This is a genomic window from Actinocorallia aurea (genome assembly GCF_054783995.1).
Window position 1 is genome coordinate 44,495 of record NZ_BAAGPQ010000034.1, and the last position, 15,224, is coordinate 59,718.

The window sequence follows — 15,224 nt, forward strand, 5'->3', positions numbered from 1 at the left end:
TCCCCCGGAGGAGGCGCGCACATGCGCTTTGCAGACAAGGTCGCCATCGTGACCGGCGCAGGACAGGGCATCGGCGAGGCGTACGCCAAGTCCCTGGCCGAGGAAGGCGCGAAGGTCGTCGTCGCCGATCTCAACGAGGAGCAGGCGCGCCGCGTCGCCAAGGAGATCGAGGCGGCGGGCGGCAGCGCGCTCGCGATCCGCACCGACGTCTCCGACGCCGAGAGCACCGCCGCGATGGCCGCCGCCACCGAGGACGCGTTCGGCGGCGTCGACTACCTCGTGAACAACGCCGCCATCTACGGCGGCATGCAGATCGAGTCGCTGCTGAAGGTGGACTTCGCCTACTACGAGAAGTTCATGGCCGTGAACATGAACGGCGCCCTCCACTGCACCCGCGCCGTCTACCGCAGCATGCGGGGGCGCGGCGGCGGCGCGATCGTCAACCAGTCGTCGACGGCGGCCTGGATGGCCGGCGGCTTCTACTCGATCGCCAAGGCCGCCATCAACAGCCTCACGGTGAACCTGGCCGCCGAGATGGGCTGGATGAACATCCGCGTCAACGCCATCGCCCCCGGCCCGACGGACACCGCGGCCACCCGCCAGGTAGTCCCCGAGGGCTTCGTCGAGCCCATGGTCCAGGGCCTCGCCCTCAAGCGCCTCGGCACCCCTGAGGACCATGCGGGCGCCCTCAAGTTCCTCCTCTCCGACGAGGCCTCCTGGGTCACCGGCCAGATCTTCGCCGTGGACGGCGGCCACATCGTCCGCATCTGACCCCCTCCACGCAGGAGGCCCGCCCCAGGACGCGCCGGGGCGGGCCTCGCCGTCGGCGGGTCACATGGGGATCGGGTGCAGCAGGGCGAACGGGGCGCCCTGGGGGTCGGTGACGACCGCCATGCGGCCGGCAGCCATGTCGAAGGGCGCGGTGAGGACCTTGCCGCCGTGCTCGGTGAGGACGGCGACGGTGGCGTCGACGTCGTCGGCGGCGAAGTAGACGCGCCAGTGCGGCGGGACGCCGGGCGGGTCGCTCTCCAGGAGGCCGGCTCCGCCGACCGTGCGCCCGCCCGCCTGCAGCTCCCAATAGGAGTCGCCGCCCTGCATCGGCACGATCTCGATGCCGAAGACCGCCCCGTAGAACGCGGCGGCCCGCTCGATGTCGGGAGTGTGCAGCTCGTGCCAGACCGGCGCGCCGGATTCCCCGACGATCCGGGTGCCGGGGAAGGTCCCGGCCTGCCAGACGCCGAAGACGGCGCCCTGGGAGTCGGCGGCGACGAGCATCCGGCCGAGGTCGCCGATCTCCATGACGGGCGCGATGAGGGTGCCGCCCGCCGCGACGATCGCGTCCTGCGTGCCCGAGATGTCGGTGCTGGCGAGGTAGGTGGTCCAGACGGTCGGAGGCTCCGGCATGCCTTCGGGCGCCATCGTCGGGCCGATTCCGGCGACGGCCTTGCCGTGCAGCTCGCACGTCGAGTACCCGCCGAACTCGGCGGGCCCGACCTCGCCCTGCCAGCCGAACAGGTCGTGGTAGAACTCCAGCGCCGCCGGGTGGTCCTTCGCCATCAGGTCGACCCAGCACGGCGTTCCGGTCGCGTACGGGTCGGTGACTTCGGACATGCGCGCTCCCCCTGGTGAGATCCCCCTGCCGACCCACCCCTGCCCCGGGACGCGTCCGCCGACACGTCCCGAACACGTCCCCGACACGCTCCCCCGGTTCAGTCCTTGCGGCCGGTGACGGCGACCGTCACGCCCAGGCCGATCATGGTGACGCCGCCGATGCCGCCGACGAGGGACAGCCGCTCGGGCGAGCGGGTGAACCATTCCCGCGCGGTGGAGGCGGCGAGGCCCCAGACGCCGTCCGAGGCGATGGCGATGGCGTTGAAGACGAGGCCGAGGACGAGCATCTGCACGGCGACGTGGCCCTGACCCCGGTCGACGAACTGGGGCAGAACCGCCGCGAAGAACACGATGGTCTTCGGGTTCGACACCCCGACGGTGAAGCCCTCCCAGAACGTCCGGAGCCCGCCGCGCGCCGCCCCGCCGTCGGCGACCGCCGCGCGCAGCGCCCCGCGGTCCCGCCACGCCCGGAATCCGAGGTACACCAGGTAGGCGGCGCCCGCGAGCTTGAGCGCCGTGAAGACGGCCACCGACCGCTCCACCACGGAGCCGATTCCCACGGCCACCGCGACGACCAGGACGTACCCACCGGCGGTGTTGCCGAGGACCGTCGTCAGCGCGGCCCGCCGCCCGTGCGCCAGCGCCCGCCCGATCACGAACAGCACGCTCGGACCCGGGACGGCGATGAGAAGGAACGACATGGCGGCGAAGGCGAGAAGCCGATCAAGGGAGACCATGCGCCCATGCAAACACGAACCACCGCGAACCGCAGCTGTGCCCGTCCCGGGCACAGGCACTGCGCGACGGCGGGGAGGGCGAAATGAGGGTCCCGGTGGCCGAGTGTGGTCGGCACTTACCATAAACCTTGACGGTTTACGGTATCCGGCCGCATCCTCCAAGGGTGAGCAGAGCACCGAGAGCGCGCCGGACCCAGGCGCAGCGGACCGCGGAGACCCGGCAGGCGCTGCTGGACGCCGCCCATGACGCCGTCGTCGAGCTGGGATACCGGGCGACGACCACGACCGAGGTGGCGCACCGCGCGGGCGTGTCGCTCGGCGCGCTGCTGCACCACTTCCCGACGAAGACCGACCTCGTGGTCGCCGCCGCCGAGCACGCCTTCACCCGCCGCCAGGCCGAGTACCTGGACGCGATGGCGGCCTTCGCCCAAGGCTCAGGCAAATACGCAGGCTCCGGCAAGCTGGACGCGTCGGTCGATCTGCTGTGGACGATGATGTCCGGGCCCGGGTTCGCCGTCTGCATGGAGTTGGTCGTCGCGGCCCGTTCCGACGCGGTGCTGGCGGCGGCGTTCGCCGAGGTCAACACCCGCTTCCTGGCGGCCTGCGAGCAGAGCTATGCGCGCCTGTGGACGGGCCCGGACGGCACGCCCGACCCCGCGTTCCCGCCGGTCGGGTTCCACCTGGTGTGGGCCCTCATGGAAGGGCTCGCGGTGTCCCGGCTGGTCCCGGGGCACCGGTGGCATCCCGCCGAAGAGGTCATCGGCACGATCAAGGCGCTGCTGCACCTCGGCGTCGAAGCCCTGCGACAAGCACCCCCGACCCTTTTGGAGGAGTGACATGCCCTCAGCCGCCGAACCTCCGCCCGTCCAGGAAGACCTGCCCCGCGTCGAGCGTGACGACTACACGAGGCTCCTCGCCCGGCTCAGCGAGTCGTCGGTCACCCGGCACTTCGACGCCTACGCCGACATCGCCTGGGATGACCCCGCGTTCGCGGTCTCCGCCGCCGACCCCCGATGGGTCCTCCCCGAACACGACCCCCTGGGCGGCACCGCCTGGTACCGGAACCTGCCCGAGGAGGACCGCGCCCGGCTCGGCCTCGCCCGCGTCGCCTCGATGATGAAGCTCGGCCTGGAGTTCGAGCGGGTGCTCAAGAAGGGCCTGCTGGAGTTCACCGGGGCGCTCCCGAACGGCGCGCCGGAGTTCCGCTACGCCTACCACGAGCTCATCGAGGAGGCGCAGCACTCCCTGATGTTCCAGGAGTTCGTCGACCGCAGCGGCTATGACGCCGCCGGGATGCCGTGGCCCCTCCGGCCGGGGAACGCGCTGATCGTCCGGCTCGGCCGCAGGTTCCCGCCGCTGTTCTTCCTGTTCGTCCTGGGTGGCGAGGAGCCCATCGACCATGTCCAGCGCAGCACCCTGCGCACCGTCCCCGACCTGCACCCGCTCTTCGAGCGCATCATGCGCATCCACGTCATCGAGGAGGCCCGCCACGTCTCCTTCGCACGCCACTATCTCCGCCGCCACGCCGCCGCGGCCGGACGTTTCGGACGGTGCGCCCTTGCCGTCGCCGCGCCCGTCCTCCTCGCCATCACGACCCGCGTGATCCTCCGGCCCCCCGCCCGGCTGCTGCGCGACTTCGGCGTGCCGCGCGACGTCGTCCGCGAGGCCTACTCCCGCGACCCCGCCCACCACGCCGACCGTCTCGACGCGATCCGGCGCGTCCGGAAGCTCTGCGCGGACCTGGGCCTCCTCGGCCCCGCCGTCCGCCCCCTCTGGCGCGCCTTCGGCCTGCTGGACGCCTAGCCTGCGCCGGGCGGCCTGACCGCCGCGCCCATGAGGCCGCCGGCCCTCAGGTCACGGCGGACAGGGTCTGCTTGGCGATGACGAGCTGCTGGATCTGGGACGTGCCCTCGTAGATGCGGAAGAGGCGGGCGTCCCGGTAGAGGCGTTCCACGGGGATGCCGCGCATGTAGCCTGCGCCGCCGTGGACCTGGACGGCGCGGTCGGCGATGCGGCCCACGGCCTCGCTCGCGAAGTACTTGGCGCAGGAGGGGCCCATGCGGGTGTCGGTGCCGGCGTCGAAGGCGCGGGAGGCTTCCAGCAGGAGGGAGCGGCTCGCGTAGAGGTCGGTCTGGGAGTCGGCGATGAGGGCCTGGATGAGCTGGAAGTCGGCGATGGGCCTGCCGGACTGCTTGCGGGACAGGGCGTAGGAGACCGTCTCGTCGACGAGGCGCCGGGCCATGCCGGTGCACAGGGCGGCGATGTGGAGGCGGCCGTGGGCGAGGCAGCGCATGGCCGTCAGGTAGCCCTGGCCCTTGCCGGCCGGGCCGCCGATGAGGGCGTCGGCGGGGACGGGGACGTCCTCCAGGAAGACCTCGGCGGTCCACGCTCCGTGCTGGCCCATCTTCGCGTCCTTCGGGCCGACGCTCAGGCCGGGGGCGTCGCGCGGGACGAGGAAGACGGAGATGTCGCGGGACGCCTTCTCGTGTTCGCCGTGCCGGGCGAAGACCATGAACACGTCGGCGACGGGCGCGTTCGTGATGTACCGCTTCGCCCCGTTCAGGAGCCAGCCGCCGCTTCCGTCGGGCCGGGCCGTCGTCTTCAGCCCCGAAGGGTCGGAGCCCGCGTCGTCCTCGGTGAGGGCGAAGGAGGCGGTCCACTCGCCTGACGCGAGCTTCGGCAGGTGCGCCTTCTTCTGGGCCTCGGTGCCGCCCTCCATGAGGACGTGCCCCGCGATCCCGTTGTTCGTCCCGAACAGCGAGCGGAAGGCGGGCGTCGTGTAGCCGAGCTCCATGACGAGCAGGGCCTCCTGCGCCATGGTGAGGCCGAGGCCGCCGTGCTCCTCGGGCAGCGCGAACCCGTACAGGCCCATCTCGGCCGCCGCCGCGCGCAGCTCCGGCGGCATCTCGTCGGTCTCGTCGATCTCGGCCTCGCGCGGCACGACCCGCTCGCGCACGAGCGCCCGCACCGCAGCGACGATCTCCGCGACGTCCGCGTCCTGCATGTCTCCTCCGGTCCGTTCGGGAAAGGCGAGGGGCGGGCTCAGCCGCGCGGTACCTCGCGCCAGGGCAGGCCTTCGTACTGGTCGGGTTCCTTGGGCAGTCCGAGGACCCGTTCGGCGAGGATGTTCTTGTTGACCTCGCTGGTGCCGCCCTCGATGGTGTTGGCGCGGCTGCGCAGCAGGCCCCTGATCTCGGCGGGGATGCCGTCGGCGTACTCCTCGCCGCCCTCCCACGCGGTACCGGCGAGGCCGAGCATCCGCGCGGCGGCCTCCTGGACGCGCTGGTTCAGCTCCGAGCCGTGCACTTTGCCGATGGAGCTCTCCGGGCCGGGCGGCAGGCCCGCCTTGAGCCCGGCGCGCACCCGGACGTTGGTCCACGCCCGGATCTGCTCCTCGCCCCACAGCTTGACGAGCCGGTGACGGGTCTCGTGGTCGTCCCAGCCGTAGGGAAGTCCTCGCTCGGACCGCTCGATGGCGAGCCCGATCAGACGACGGGTGCCGGAGCCGCCGATGCGGTCGACGCCGCCCGAGCCGGAGCCGGAGACCATCTGGCGCTCCCCGCTGAGCGTCGCCCGGGCGACCTTCCAGCCCTCGTCGACGGGTCCGATCCGCTGCTCGTCGGGCACGTACGCGCCGTCGAGGTAGACCTCGTTGAAGTCGACCTCGCCGCCGATGTGCTTGAGCGGCCGGACGTCCACGCCGGGCTGGTCGAGCTTGATGAGGAAGTAGGTGATGCCCTTGCGCTTGGGCACGTCGGGGTCGGTGCGGGCGAGGAGGACGCCGTAGTCGGCGAGGTGCGCCCACGTCGTCCAGACCTTCTGGCCGGTGATCCGCCAGCCGTCGCCGTCGCGCTCGGCCCGGGTGGCGAGGGACGCGAGGTCGCTGCCCGCGCCGGGCTCGCTGAACAGCTGGCACCACACCTCGGTGCCCGCGACGATCGGCGGCAGGAACCGCAGCCGCTGCTCGTGCGTGCCGTGCGCGAACAGGGCGGCCGCCGTGAGGTTGAGCCCGAGGGGGTTGAGCCGGGGCAGGTGGTAGGGAGCGAGCAGCCTTTCGGCGCTCTGCGCGAGCCGCCGGTCCCATCCGAGTCCGCCGTACTCGACGGGCCACTGCGGCACGACGAGCCCGGACGCCGCCAGCGCCGGGTACCAGGCCCGGTACTCGTCCGGCGTCCTGACCTTGCGGACCTCCTGCGGCCCGCCCCTCTCGCCCGCCTCGCGCCAGGCCGCCGGGACCTCGGCCGCGATCCACGCGCGGACGGCCTCGCGCACCTCCGCGTCCGTCGCACTGCTCCGCAGGGCCTCGCTCATCGCGGGATTCCTCTCGCCTCGCTCAGTCCGGTCTCTTGCGCGCGCCACAGGGCGCGTTTCACCGCGGCGAGCACCTCGGGCGGGTGCTCGGCGATCCGTTCGGCCAGCGCCTGGGCGGTCGGCCGCAGGGCGTCGGGGGAGACGACCTCGCTCACCCAGCCGAGCCGCAGCGCCTCGGCCGCGCTGATCCGCTCGTGCGCGCCGGTCAGGGCCATGCGGGCGACGGGGGCGAAGCTCGCGCGGCGGGCCAGGCCGATCGTCTCGAACGCGCTGACCTGGCCGACGCTGACGTGCGGGTCGAGGAAGGTCGCGCGGTCCGAGGCCAGGCAGAGGTCGGTGTCGGCCACGAAGTGCAGGCCGCCGCCCGCGCAGACGCCGTTGACCGCGGTGACGACGGGCTTGGTGACGCCGCAGTGCCAGCCGGTGAGCCGCAGGTCGGCCTGTTTGGTGCGCCGGGACATCTCGCGCAGCGCGCCGGGGTCCTTGGCGAGCTGCGCGACGTCGAGGCCGGTCTGGAAGGCCCTGCCGGCGCCCGTCACGCAGATGACGCGGACGGCAGGGTCGGCGTCGAGTTCGGCCCACGCCTCGGGGAGGTGGGCCATCATCGCGGCGTCCATCGCGTTGCCCCGGTCAGGCCGGTCGAAGACGAGCCAGCCGACGGGGCCGTCCCGTTCGATGCGGAGCCCGGGGGGCTCGGCGTTGGGGGGCCTGGCGGTATTCTTCATATTTGATACATTTATCACACCGGTGCTAGCGTCGTCAGGGTTCACTGAGGCCGCGCCAGGCGCGGCAGGCGTGAGGGGACGGTCGGGTGGCTTCGGAAAGGCCCGTTTCTGGGAAGTCCGTTTCTGGGAAGATCACTGATGAGGGCGTCGCCCTGCTGCGGTCCCGGATAGGCGTCCCGCAGCTGTATCCCGCGCCGCCGCACTACCGGCGGCCCGGCGAGGACGCGTTCCGGCACGTCGCCCGCTCCTACGGCGACGACAACCCGCTCTACTGCGATCCGGCCTACGCCGAGTCGACCCGCTGGAAGGCCGCGATCGCGCCTCCGGCCCTGGTCGGGGGCGACAGCCTCATCGGTGAGGACGCGCTCGACGAGGCGGAGATCGCGCGGCAGGACGCGCTGAAGGGCGACCCGCTGCGCGGCGTCCACGCCTTCTACGCGGCCAGCGAGCGCGAGTGGTGGGCGCCGCTCACCGCGGGGCAGGGCATCCGCCGGCGGACCGCGCTCGTCGGGGTGAAGGACCGCCCGAGCGAGTTCGGCGGACGCGGCGTCCAGGAGTGGACGGCCCAGGCGTTCCAGACGGAGTCGGGCACGCTGCTGGGCGCGCAGTACCGGATGATGTACCGGACCGAGCGCGAGAAGGCCCGCGAACGTAGAAAATATGCAGAGGTGACGGTCGAGCCCTGGACCGAGGAGGGCATCGCGGAGCTCGATGCCCAGTACGAGGCGGAGAAGCCGCGCGGCGCCGAGCCCCGGTACTTCGAGGACGTCCAGATCGGCGACAGGGTCGGCCCGCTCGTGAAGGGCCCGCTGACGGTCACGGACATGGTCTGCTGGCACGTCGGGATGGGCATGGGCATGTACGACGTGGCCCCGCTGCGCCTGGCGTACCGGAACCGGAAGCGGATTCCGCGCTTCTACCACCGCGACGAACTGGGCGTCCCCGACGCGATGCAGCGCGTCCACTGGGACCCGGCCTACGCCCGCAAGTCGGGCAATCCGACCACCTTCGACTACGGCAGGATGCGCGAGACGTGGATCATCCACGCCTGCACCGACTGGATGGGCGACGACGCCTGGCTCTGGCGGATGCGGGTGGAGTTCCGCAAGTTCAACTACGTCGGCGACGTGCAGTGGGTCGAGGGCGAGGTCGTCGGCAAGCGCCTCGTCGAAGGCCGCCCCGCCGTCGACCTGGAGCTGCGCACCAGGAACCAGCGCGGAGAGGTCACCTCCCCGGCGACCGCCACGATCCTGCTGCCCAGCCGTGAGCACGGGCCCGTCCGGCTGCCGGACCCGCCGGGCGCGGCCACCGACCTGGAATCGGCGTTCGCCGCGGTCATCGACCGGTTCGAGCGGGAGTAGCGGATGAGCGAGAACGACCTGAGGCTGCTGCGCGACTCCCTGCGCGACGCCTTCGCCGACCTCTCACCGTCCGAGGCGGTGCGCGCCCGCATGGACTCGGCCCGCGGTTGGAGCCCCGAGGAATGGCGGCGGCTCTGCGGGGAGCTGGGCCTCGCCGGGTTCCTCGTGCCCGAGGAGTTCGGCGGCGGCGGCTTCTCCGCCGTCGAGGCGGGCGTCGTCTTCGAGGAGGCCGGGCGGGCCCTGCTGTGCGCTCCGCTCTTCGCCGTCGCGGGCCTGGCCGTCCCTCTCCTGCTCGCCTTGGACGACGAAGAAGCCGCCAAGAGGTACCTGCCCGGACTCTGCGCGGGGTCCCTCGTCATGACGGTCGCCACGGCCGACGCGGTAGGCCGCCCCCTGCCTGACGGCGACGTGCCCGAGGCCGTCATGGGCGCCGAAGGCAAGGTGCTCACCGGGACTGCCGGTTTCGTCGTGGACGGAGCCTCGGCCGACGTCGTCCTGGTCCCTGCGCGGACCGGCGACGGGATAGGGGTCTACGCGGTGGAGACCGCGGCCCCGGGCGTCGCCGTGACCCCGCTGACCAGCCTCGACCTCACCCGCAAGCAGGCCCGCATCGACCTCGACAGGGCCCCGGCCGTCCGCGTCGGGGAAGGCGACGCGGCCGAGCCGTTCGCCCTGGCGCTCGACGTCGCGCGCGCGTTTCTGGCCGCCGAACAGGCGGGCGGGGCTGCGCGCTGCCTTGAGGAGACCGTCGCCTACGGCAAGGCGCGCGTCCAGTTCGGCAGGCCGATCGGCTCGTTCCAGGCGTTCAAGCAGAAGTGCGCCGACCTCCTCATCAAGACCGAGTCGGCGAGGTCGGCCGCCGAGGCCGCCGCGCAGGCCGCGGCCCTGGCGCTGGACGGAGACGCCTTCGTACGCCTGCCCGGTCTCCCGAACCTGCCCATCGTCTCGGCCGTGGCCGCCTCCTACTGCGCGGACGCCTACGTGGCCGTCACCGCCGAGATGATCCAGCTGCACGGAGGCATCGGCTTCACCTGGGAGCACGACGCCCACCTGTACTACAAGCGCGCATGGACCGGACGCGAGCTGCTGGGCCGCCCCGAGGAGCACACCGAGCGCCTCGCCCGCCTCCTGGCCGCGCCGTGATCCCACCTCTCCCCACCCACCGAAAGGCGGCCGCGGTGCAGCAGACCCCGGGCGGTCTCACCGACTTCCTCCTCGGCCATCCCGCCGCGCGCGACACCCCCGTCCTCTATGGCGTCGACACCGAACGCACCCTGGGCGAGCTGACGGCGTCGGCCCGCGTTCTCGCCGGACGCCTCGGCCCCGTCGCGGGCCAGCCCGTCGCCTGCGTCGTCGACGACGGGGTGCGCGCCGTCACCGCGATGTTCGCGACCTGGCTCGCGGGCGGCGTGTACGTGCCCGTCAACGGCAGGCTCACCCCGCGCGAGGTGGCCGCGCACCTTGTCGCGTCCCGCCCGGCCGTGGTCGTCGCCGGCCCGCGGACGCCCGTCCCCGAGGGGTTCGACGTGCTGCGCGAGCGCGAGCCCGACGTGTGGACCGCGGGATGCGCGCCGGACCGGGGCGAGCCGGCCTCCTACGGGCCGGACGCCGCCATCGTCATCAGGACCTCCGGCACGACCGGCGAGTCCAAGCCGGTCGTGCTCTCCCACGACGGCGTCCGGGACGGCATCGACACCGTCCTCGGCAAGCTGCGCGGCGGCCGGAGCTCCGGCAGGGCCCCCATGCCGAACCTCATCCCCAGCTCGCAGGCGCTGTGGGCGGGCGCGTGGAACCTGCTGTTCGCGTTCCGCGCGGGAGCCCCCGCGATCCTCATGGACCGCTTCGACCCCGTCGCCTACGCGGGCCTGGTGCGCCGCTTCGAGATCCGCTCGACGATCCTCGCGCCCGCGATGATGGCGATGCTCCTGGAACATCCCGAGGTGGCCGATCTCGCGCCGCTGCGGCTCGTCAGGTCGGTCACCGCGCCGCTCGCGCCCGACCAGGCGCGCAGGTTCCGCGACAGGTACGGCGTGGACGTCCTCAACTCCTACGGCCAGACCGAGCTGGGCAGCGAGGTCGCCGGGTGGACCGCCGCCGACACCCGCGAGTTCGGCGCGGCCAAGCTCGGCGCGGTCGGCCGTGCCCACCCGGGCGTCGACATCCGCATCGCCGGGGACGACGGGGCCGCGCTCGCGTCCGACGAGTCCGGCGAGATCTGGATCAGGTCGCCGTTCGCCACCGGCGATGCCGCGGGCCGCGTCGACGCCGAAGGCTACCTGCGCACCGGCGACCTCGGCCGCCTCGACGCCGACGGTTTCCTGTGGATCGAGGGCCGGGTGTCCGACATGGTCAACCGCGGCGGGCTCAAGATCGTGCCGCAGGAGGTCGAGGAGGTGCTCCGCGGTCACCCCGACGTCGCCGACGCGTGCGTCGCGGGCGTGCCCGACGAGCGGCTCGGCGAGGTGCCCGTCGCCTGGGTGCGGCCCAAGGCGGGCCGCAGCCCTGACGAGGCCGATCTCGCGGAGTACGCGCGCCGCGAACTCGCCGGGTACAAGGTGCCCGTCGCGTTCCGCGTCGTCGCCGACTTCCCCCGCACCGAGATCGGCAAGGTGCTCCGCCGCGACCTCGTGGCGGGCTTCGCAGCCGAGCCTTCCGACGCGTAGGCCCCAACCGCAACGCTTTCGAGAACGGGAAACCCCTTTGAGTTACCAGACCCTTCAGGTGGAGCGGCGCGGCCGCGTCGGGTGGCTGATCTTCGACCGGCCCGAAGTGCGCAACGCCATGAACAACGCCATGCGGGACGAACTTCGCCAGGCCTGGACGGAACTCGCGGCCGATCCCGAGGTGCGCGTCATCGTCAACGCGGCCAACGGCAAGGCGTTCCAGACCGGCGCGGACGTGCACGAGCTGGCGACCGACGGTCAGGGCATGGAACGCTACCGGGCCTCGGTCGAGGCCTGGGACCTGGGTTTCACGAGCTGGCACCACGGCATCGACAAGCCGGTCATCGCCGCGGTGAACGGCGTCTGCGCGGGCGGCGGCCTCCACTTCGTCGCCGACGCCGACATCGTCCTGGCCGCCTCCGACGCCCAGTTCACCGACCCGCACGTCTCCGTCGGCCAGACCAGCGCCATCGAGACGATCGCCCTCATGCGCAAGATGCCCGCCGAGGCGGTCCTGCGCATGGCCCTGGTCGGCCGCTACGAGCGCATGAGCGCCGAGCGCGCGCTGGCCCTGGGCATGATCAGCGAGGTCGTCGACCCACCGCAGCGCCTCCACGAGGCAGCCCAGGAACTCGCCGAGAAGATAGCCCGCAACTCACCCGCCGCCCTCGCCGCCACCAAACGCGCCCTCTGGGGCGCCCTCGAAGCGGGCCTCACCGACGCCTGCCGCGCCGGCGCCGCCGAGCTCACCGGCCTGTGGGGCCACCCCGACCAGGCCGAGGGCCCCGCCGCCTTCGCCGAAAAGCGCGAACCCCGCTGGAAGACCCTCTGACCACGCGCCGGGCCGGGAAAGCCGCGCGAGCGTCCCCCGGCCCGGCCGCCTCCGCGACCGTCCGCGACACCCGCGCCCCCGCCGCGCCCGACGACGCCGTCCGGGCACGGTCAGGCGGGGGCGGCCATCTCCTTCAGCACCGTTTCGACCGGCGTCGCGGTGACGCCCAGGATCCGCTCGGTCTCGGAGGCGTCGAGCAGGCTCGGGCGCTCGGTCAGGTAGAGCATCTCCGGGATCTCGGCCATGATCGGGTCGTGCCGTCCGAGCTCCTCCAGTTCCGCGCGGGACACCCGGGTGACGACGGGCGCCGGGAGGCCCGCCGCGGCGGCGAGGTCCCCGGCGAGGGCGGCGGCGGAGGACTCGGAGGACGAGGGCACGTGCCAGGCGCGGCCCCACGCGTGCGGGCTGCGGGCGGCGGCCGCGAGGGTCCGCGCGGCGTCGCCGGTGTACGACCAGCTGTGCGGCAGGTCCGGATCGCCGGGGTAGGCGACGGGGAGTCCTTCCAGGAGCGGCCGTGACACGGTCAGCGTGAACGGGGACACCGCCCCTGCTCCCAGGTAGTCCGAGGCGCGGACTTCGGTGACCCGCACGCGGCCCGCCTCGTGCGCGGCGAGCGCGTCGAGCCACATCCGCGCCCGGACCCGGCCCTTGACGCCGGTCGGCGCCATCGGCAGGTCGGGCGTCATCGGCCCGGCCACGGGCCCGTAACCGTAGGCGTTGCCGAGCATCACGTAGTCGGCGCCCGCGCTTTCGGCCGCGCCGAGCAGCGAGGCGGCGAGCGGCGGCCACTCCTGCGGCCACCGGTCGTAGGAGGGCATCGCGGCGTTGACGAGGACGGCGGCTCCGGCGGTGAGAGCGCGCAGCGCGGCCGGATCGGCGGCGTCCGCGGCGACCCGCTCGATCCGGTCGTCGACCGGGCCCCGGCCGCTCCGGCTGACGAGGCGCACCGGGACGCCCTCCTCGGCGAGGAGGAGCGCGGTGGCCCGGCCGGTCGCGCCGGCTCCGACGATGACGTGCAGTGACATGCGAAGACTCTTTCGGGAGAGGGGTTTTCCTGCGAACCCCATCCTTGGTCTGCAAAGGCGCCTAGGGTCAGTGGCACGAATGCCATATATCTGGAGGTTCAGGCCATGCATCGTGTCGTCGTCATCGCCGTTCCGCCCGCCACGACCTTCGACCTCTCGATTCCGGCCATGGTCCTCGGTGAGGCCGAGGTGAACGGCGCGACCGCCTACGACGTCCGCGTGTGCACCGCGCGGCCCGGCCCCGTGACGACGGGCGGCGGCATGGTCGTGACCGTCTCGCACGGCCTGGACGCGGTCGAGGACGCCGACACGGTCATCGTCACCGGCACGGCGGCACGGGAGGACACCGATCCGCGTGTCCTCGAAGCCCTCGTCAGGGCGGCCGGCCAGGGCAAGCGCATCGCCTCGATCTGCACGGGCGCCTTCGTCCTGGCCCGCGCCGGACTTCTCGACGGCCGGGCCGCCACGACCTACTGGGCGCGCAGCGAGGAGTTCCGCTGCGCCTTCCCGCACGTGGACCTGCGCCCCGACGTCCTGTACGTCGAGGACGGCCGAATTCTCACTTCGGCCGGCCTCTCGGCGGGTATCGACCTGTGCCTCCATCTCTTGCGCACCGACCACGGCGCGGCCGCGGCGAACGCCGTCGCCCGGCTCGTCGTGGCCGCCCCGGTCCGGCCGGGCGGACAGGCCCAGTTCATCGCCAGTCCGCTGCCGCCCGAAACCGGCGCCTCCCTCGCCGCCACCCGGGCCTGGGCCCTGGAGCACCTCGACAGGCCCCTGACCCGGGCGGACCTCGCCGCCCACGCCGGCACGAGCGTGCGCACGCTGGCCCGCCGCTTCCACGCCGAAACCGGCCTCAGCCCCCTCCAATGGCTCCTCCACCAACGCATCCTCCGCGCCCGCGAACTCCTGGAGACCACCGACCTCCCCGTGGACCAGGTGGCGCGCCGCAGCGGCCTGGCCACCCCCGACTCCCTCCGCGACCACCTCTCCCGCCGCACCGGCCTGACCCCCACCGCCTATCGCACCTCCTTCACCCAACGCACAAGGTGAGTCGAGGCGCGCCCTTCTCTGAACGGTCGTGCCTCGACCTGGGCGAGGCGAGGCGGGTCAGCGGCCGGTGAAGTCGGGGGTGCGGCGTTGGGCGAAGGCGGCCATGCCCTCGCGGAAGTCGGGGCTGCGGGAGCTCAGTTCCATGGCGTAGGCCTCTTCGGTGAGGTGGCGGCGGAGGTCGTGGTCGGGGGAGGCGGCCAGGAGGGACTTGGTGAGGCCCAGGGCGACGGTCGGGCCGGCGGCCAGGCGGGCGGCGAGGTCGTCGGCGGTCTCGGCGACCTTGTCGGAGGGGACCGCCGCGTGGGCCATGCCCCACTCGACGGCCTCGGCGCCGGAGAGGCGGCGGTCGAGCATGAGCAGTTCGCGGGCGCGGGCGGTGCCGACGACGCGGGGGAGGAGCCAGGTGCTGCCGGAGTCCGGGGTGAAGCCGCGGCGCAGGAACGGGTACCAGAACACCGCGTCGTCGGCCGTCACGGTGAAGTCGGCGGCGAGGGCGAGCTGCGCGCCGATGCCGACGGCCCAGCCGCGGACCGCGCAGACGACCGGGAGCTGGAGTTCCAGCAGCAGGGGGATGAGGCGGTTCGCCTGGTTCGGGAGGCGGCGCTGGATGCTGCCCGTGCGGGGCTTGGGGGCGTCGGGGGAGCGGCGGTTGCGGGAGACGATGTCGAAGCCGCCGCAGAAGTCGCCGCCCGCGCCGGTGAGGAGGACGGCGCGGAGGTCCTCGTCGGTGGCGGCGGTTTCCAGCGCGCTGATGAGGCCCGCCATGGACACGTCGTCCAGGACGTTGCGGCGCTCGGGCCGGTCGAGGGTGAGCCGCAGGACGCCCTCCTGGACGGCGACCGCCAATCCGTCCACTGACGCGTACCTGTCGGACATGGGGCCTCCAAAACCACGACACCGGGCGAG

Annotated in this window: 15 protein-coding genes; 8 read left to right on the plus strand and 7 right to left on the minus strand. The window is 73.1% G+C overall.

All coding sequences use genetic code 11. The annotated features are described in order from the left end of the window. Window positions 1-21: 21 nt before the first annotated feature. The gene (locus ACYVOM_RS35965) at window positions 22-771 is read left to right on the plus strand and encodes an SDR family oxidoreductase (RefSeq protein ID WP_460308064.1); all 750 of its coding nucleotides are present in this window, start codon (window positions 22-24) and stop codon (window positions 769-771) included. A 60-nt stretch (window positions 772-831) separates the two neighbouring features. On the opposite strand, the gene ACYVOM_RS35970 is transcribed toward ACYVOM_RS35965, so the two are convergent. Next, window positions 832-1,611 (minus strand): VOC family protein, encoded by a 780-nt coding sequence (locus ACYVOM_RS35970; RefSeq protein ID WP_460308065.1) that lies wholly within the window; start codon window positions 1,609-1,611, stop codon window positions 832-834. Window positions 1,612-1,709: 98 nt separating this feature from the next. After that, window positions 1,710-2,348: a LysE family translocator gene (locus ACYVOM_RS35975; protein WP_460308066.1), complete on the minus strand. Its 639-nt coding sequence runs from the start codon at window positions 2,346-2,348 to the stop codon at window positions 1,710-1,712. Between the two features lie 164 nt (window positions 2,349-2,512). On the opposite strand from ACYVOM_RS35975, the gene ACYVOM_RS35980 reads away from it, so the two are divergent. Beyond that, window positions 2,513-3,184 carry a TetR/AcrR family transcriptional regulator gene (locus ACYVOM_RS35980; RefSeq protein ID WP_460308067.1) on the plus strand — a complete coding sequence of 224 codons (672 nt, stop codon included), beginning with the start codon at window positions 2,513-2,515 and terminating at the stop codon, window positions 3,182-3,184. Between the two features lies 1 nt (window position 3,185). Next, on the plus strand, window positions 3,186-4,151 hold the full coding sequence (locus tag ACYVOM_RS35985) for an AurF N-oxygenase family protein (protein ID WP_460308068.1): 966 nt from the start codon (window positions 3,186-3,188) through the stop codon (window positions 4,149-4,151). Window positions 4,152-4,197: 46 nt separating this feature from the next. Here ACYVOM_RS35985 and ACYVOM_RS35990 read toward each other — a convergent pair whose 3' ends face one another. The 3 genes from ACYVOM_RS35990 to ACYVOM_RS36000 are packed head-to-tail and all read right to left on the minus strand — an operon-like array spanning window position 4,198 to window position 7,384. Beyond that, window positions 4,198-5,352: an acyl-CoA dehydrogenase family protein gene (locus ACYVOM_RS35990; protein WP_460308069.1), complete on the minus strand. Its 1,155-nt coding sequence runs from the start codon at window positions 5,350-5,352 to the stop codon at window positions 4,198-4,200. Between the two features lie 38 nt (window positions 5,353-5,390). Beyond that, a complete protein-coding gene (locus ACYVOM_RS35995; RefSeq protein ID WP_460308070.1) occupies window positions 5,391-6,659 on the minus strand; it encodes an acyl-CoA dehydrogenase family protein in 1,269 nt (422 codons plus the stop codon). Further along, the gene (locus ACYVOM_RS36000) at window positions 6,656-7,384 is read right to left on the minus strand and encodes an enoyl-CoA hydratase/isomerase family protein (RefSeq protein WP_460308071.1); all 729 of its coding nucleotides are present in this window, start codon (window positions 7,382-7,384) and stop codon (window positions 6,656-6,658) included. Before ACYVOM_RS36000 ends, ACYVOM_RS35995 begins: the two co-directional genes overlap by 4 nt. An 86-nt stretch (window positions 7,385-7,470) precedes the next feature. Here ACYVOM_RS36000 and ACYVOM_RS36005 point away from each other — a divergent pair, with 86 nt between their 5' ends. Genes ACYVOM_RS36005 through ACYVOM_RS36020 form a run of 4 tightly spaced genes read left to right on the plus strand, consistent with a single transcriptional unit; the run spans window position 7,471 to window position 12,240 of the window. Further along, window positions 7,471-8,745: an FAS1-like dehydratase domain-containing protein gene (locus ACYVOM_RS36005; protein ID WP_460308072.1), complete on the plus strand. Its 1,275-nt coding sequence runs from the start codon at window positions 7,471-7,473 to the stop codon at window positions 8,743-8,745. Between the two features lie 3 nt (window positions 8,746-8,748). Then, entirely contained in the window at window positions 8,749-9,888 is a 1,140-nt protein-coding gene (locus ACYVOM_RS36010) for an acyl-CoA dehydrogenase family protein (protein WP_460308073.1), read from the plus strand. A 35-nt stretch (window positions 9,889-9,923) separates the two neighbouring features. Beyond that, window positions 9,924-11,408: a class I adenylate-forming enzyme family protein gene (locus ACYVOM_RS36015; protein WP_460308074.1), complete on the plus strand. Its 1,485-nt coding sequence runs from the start codon at window positions 9,924-9,926 to the stop codon at window positions 11,406-11,408. Between the two features lie 37 nt (window positions 11,409-11,445). Further along, window positions 11,446-12,240 carry an enoyl-CoA hydratase/isomerase family protein gene (locus tag ACYVOM_RS36020; RefSeq protein WP_460308075.1) on the plus strand — a complete coding sequence of 265 codons (795 nt, stop codon included), beginning with the start codon at window positions 11,446-11,448 and terminating at the stop codon, window positions 12,238-12,240. 110 nt (window positions 12,241-12,350) lie between these two features. Here ACYVOM_RS36020 and ACYVOM_RS36025 read toward each other — a convergent pair whose 3' ends face one another. Further along, on the minus strand, window positions 12,351-13,265 hold the full coding sequence (locus ACYVOM_RS36025) for an NAD-dependent epimerase/dehydratase family protein (RefSeq protein ID WP_460308076.1): 915 nt from the start codon (window positions 13,263-13,265) through the stop codon (window positions 12,351-12,353). A gap of 105 nt (window positions 13,266-13,370) precedes the next feature. Here ACYVOM_RS36025 and ACYVOM_RS36030 point away from each other — a divergent pair, with 105 nt between their 5' ends. Continuing rightward, entirely contained in the window at window positions 13,371-14,318 is a 948-nt protein-coding gene (locus ACYVOM_RS36030; protein WP_460308077.1) for a GlxA family transcriptional regulator, read from the plus strand. A 57-nt stretch (window positions 14,319-14,375) separates the two neighbouring features. Here ACYVOM_RS36030 and ACYVOM_RS36035 read toward each other — a convergent pair whose 3' ends face one another. Then, window positions 14,376-15,194 carry an enoyl-CoA hydratase/isomerase family protein gene (locus tag ACYVOM_RS36035; protein ID WP_460308078.1) on the minus strand — a complete coding sequence of 273 codons (819 nt, stop codon included), beginning with the start codon at window positions 15,192-15,194 and terminating at the stop codon, window positions 14,376-14,378. Between the last annotated feature and the right edge of the window lie 30 nt (window positions 15,195-15,224).

Coding starts and splice junctions, on each gene's coding strand:
- ACYVOM_RS35990 (WP_460308069.1), bottom strand. CDS start 5,352: ATGCAGGACGCGGACGTCGCGGAGATCGTCGCTGCGGTGCGGGCGCTC.
- ACYVOM_RS35970 (WP_460308065.1), bottom strand. CDS start 1,611: ATGTCCGAAGTCACCGACCCGTACGCGACCGGAACGCCGTGCTGGGTC.
- ACYVOM_RS36010 (WP_460308073.1), top strand. CDS start 8,749: ATGAGCGAGAACGACCTGAGGCTGCTGCGCGACTCCCTGCGCGACGCC.
- ACYVOM_RS36035 (WP_460308078.1), bottom strand. CDS start 15,194: ATGTCCGACAGGTACGCGTCAGTGGACGGATTGGCGGTCGCCGTCCAG.
- ACYVOM_RS36025 (WP_460308076.1), bottom strand. CDS start 13,265: ATGTCACTGCACGTCATCGTCGGAGCCGGCGCGACCGGCCGGGCCACC.
- ACYVOM_RS35965 (WP_460308064.1), top strand. CDS start 22: ATGCGCTTTGCAGACAAGGTCGCCATCGTGACCGGCGCAGGACAGGGC.
- ACYVOM_RS35975 (WP_460308066.1), bottom strand. CDS start 2,348: ATGGTCTCCCTTGATCGGCTTCTCGCCTTCGCCGCCATGTCGTTCCTT.
- ACYVOM_RS36030 (WP_460308077.1), top strand. CDS start 13,371: ATGCATCGTGTCGTCGTCATCGCCGTTCCGCCCGCCACGACCTTCGAC.
- ACYVOM_RS35985 (WP_460308068.1), top strand. CDS start 3,186: ATGCCCTCAGCCGCCGAACCTCCGCCCGTCCAGGAAGACCTGCCCCGC.
- ACYVOM_RS35995 (WP_460308070.1), bottom strand. CDS start 6,659: ATGAGCGAGGCCCTGCGGAGCAGTGCGACGGACGCGGAGGTGCGCGAG.
- ACYVOM_RS36000 (WP_460308071.1), bottom strand. CDS start 7,384: ATGAAGAATACCGCCAGGCCCCCCAACGCCGAGCCCCCCGGGCTCCGC.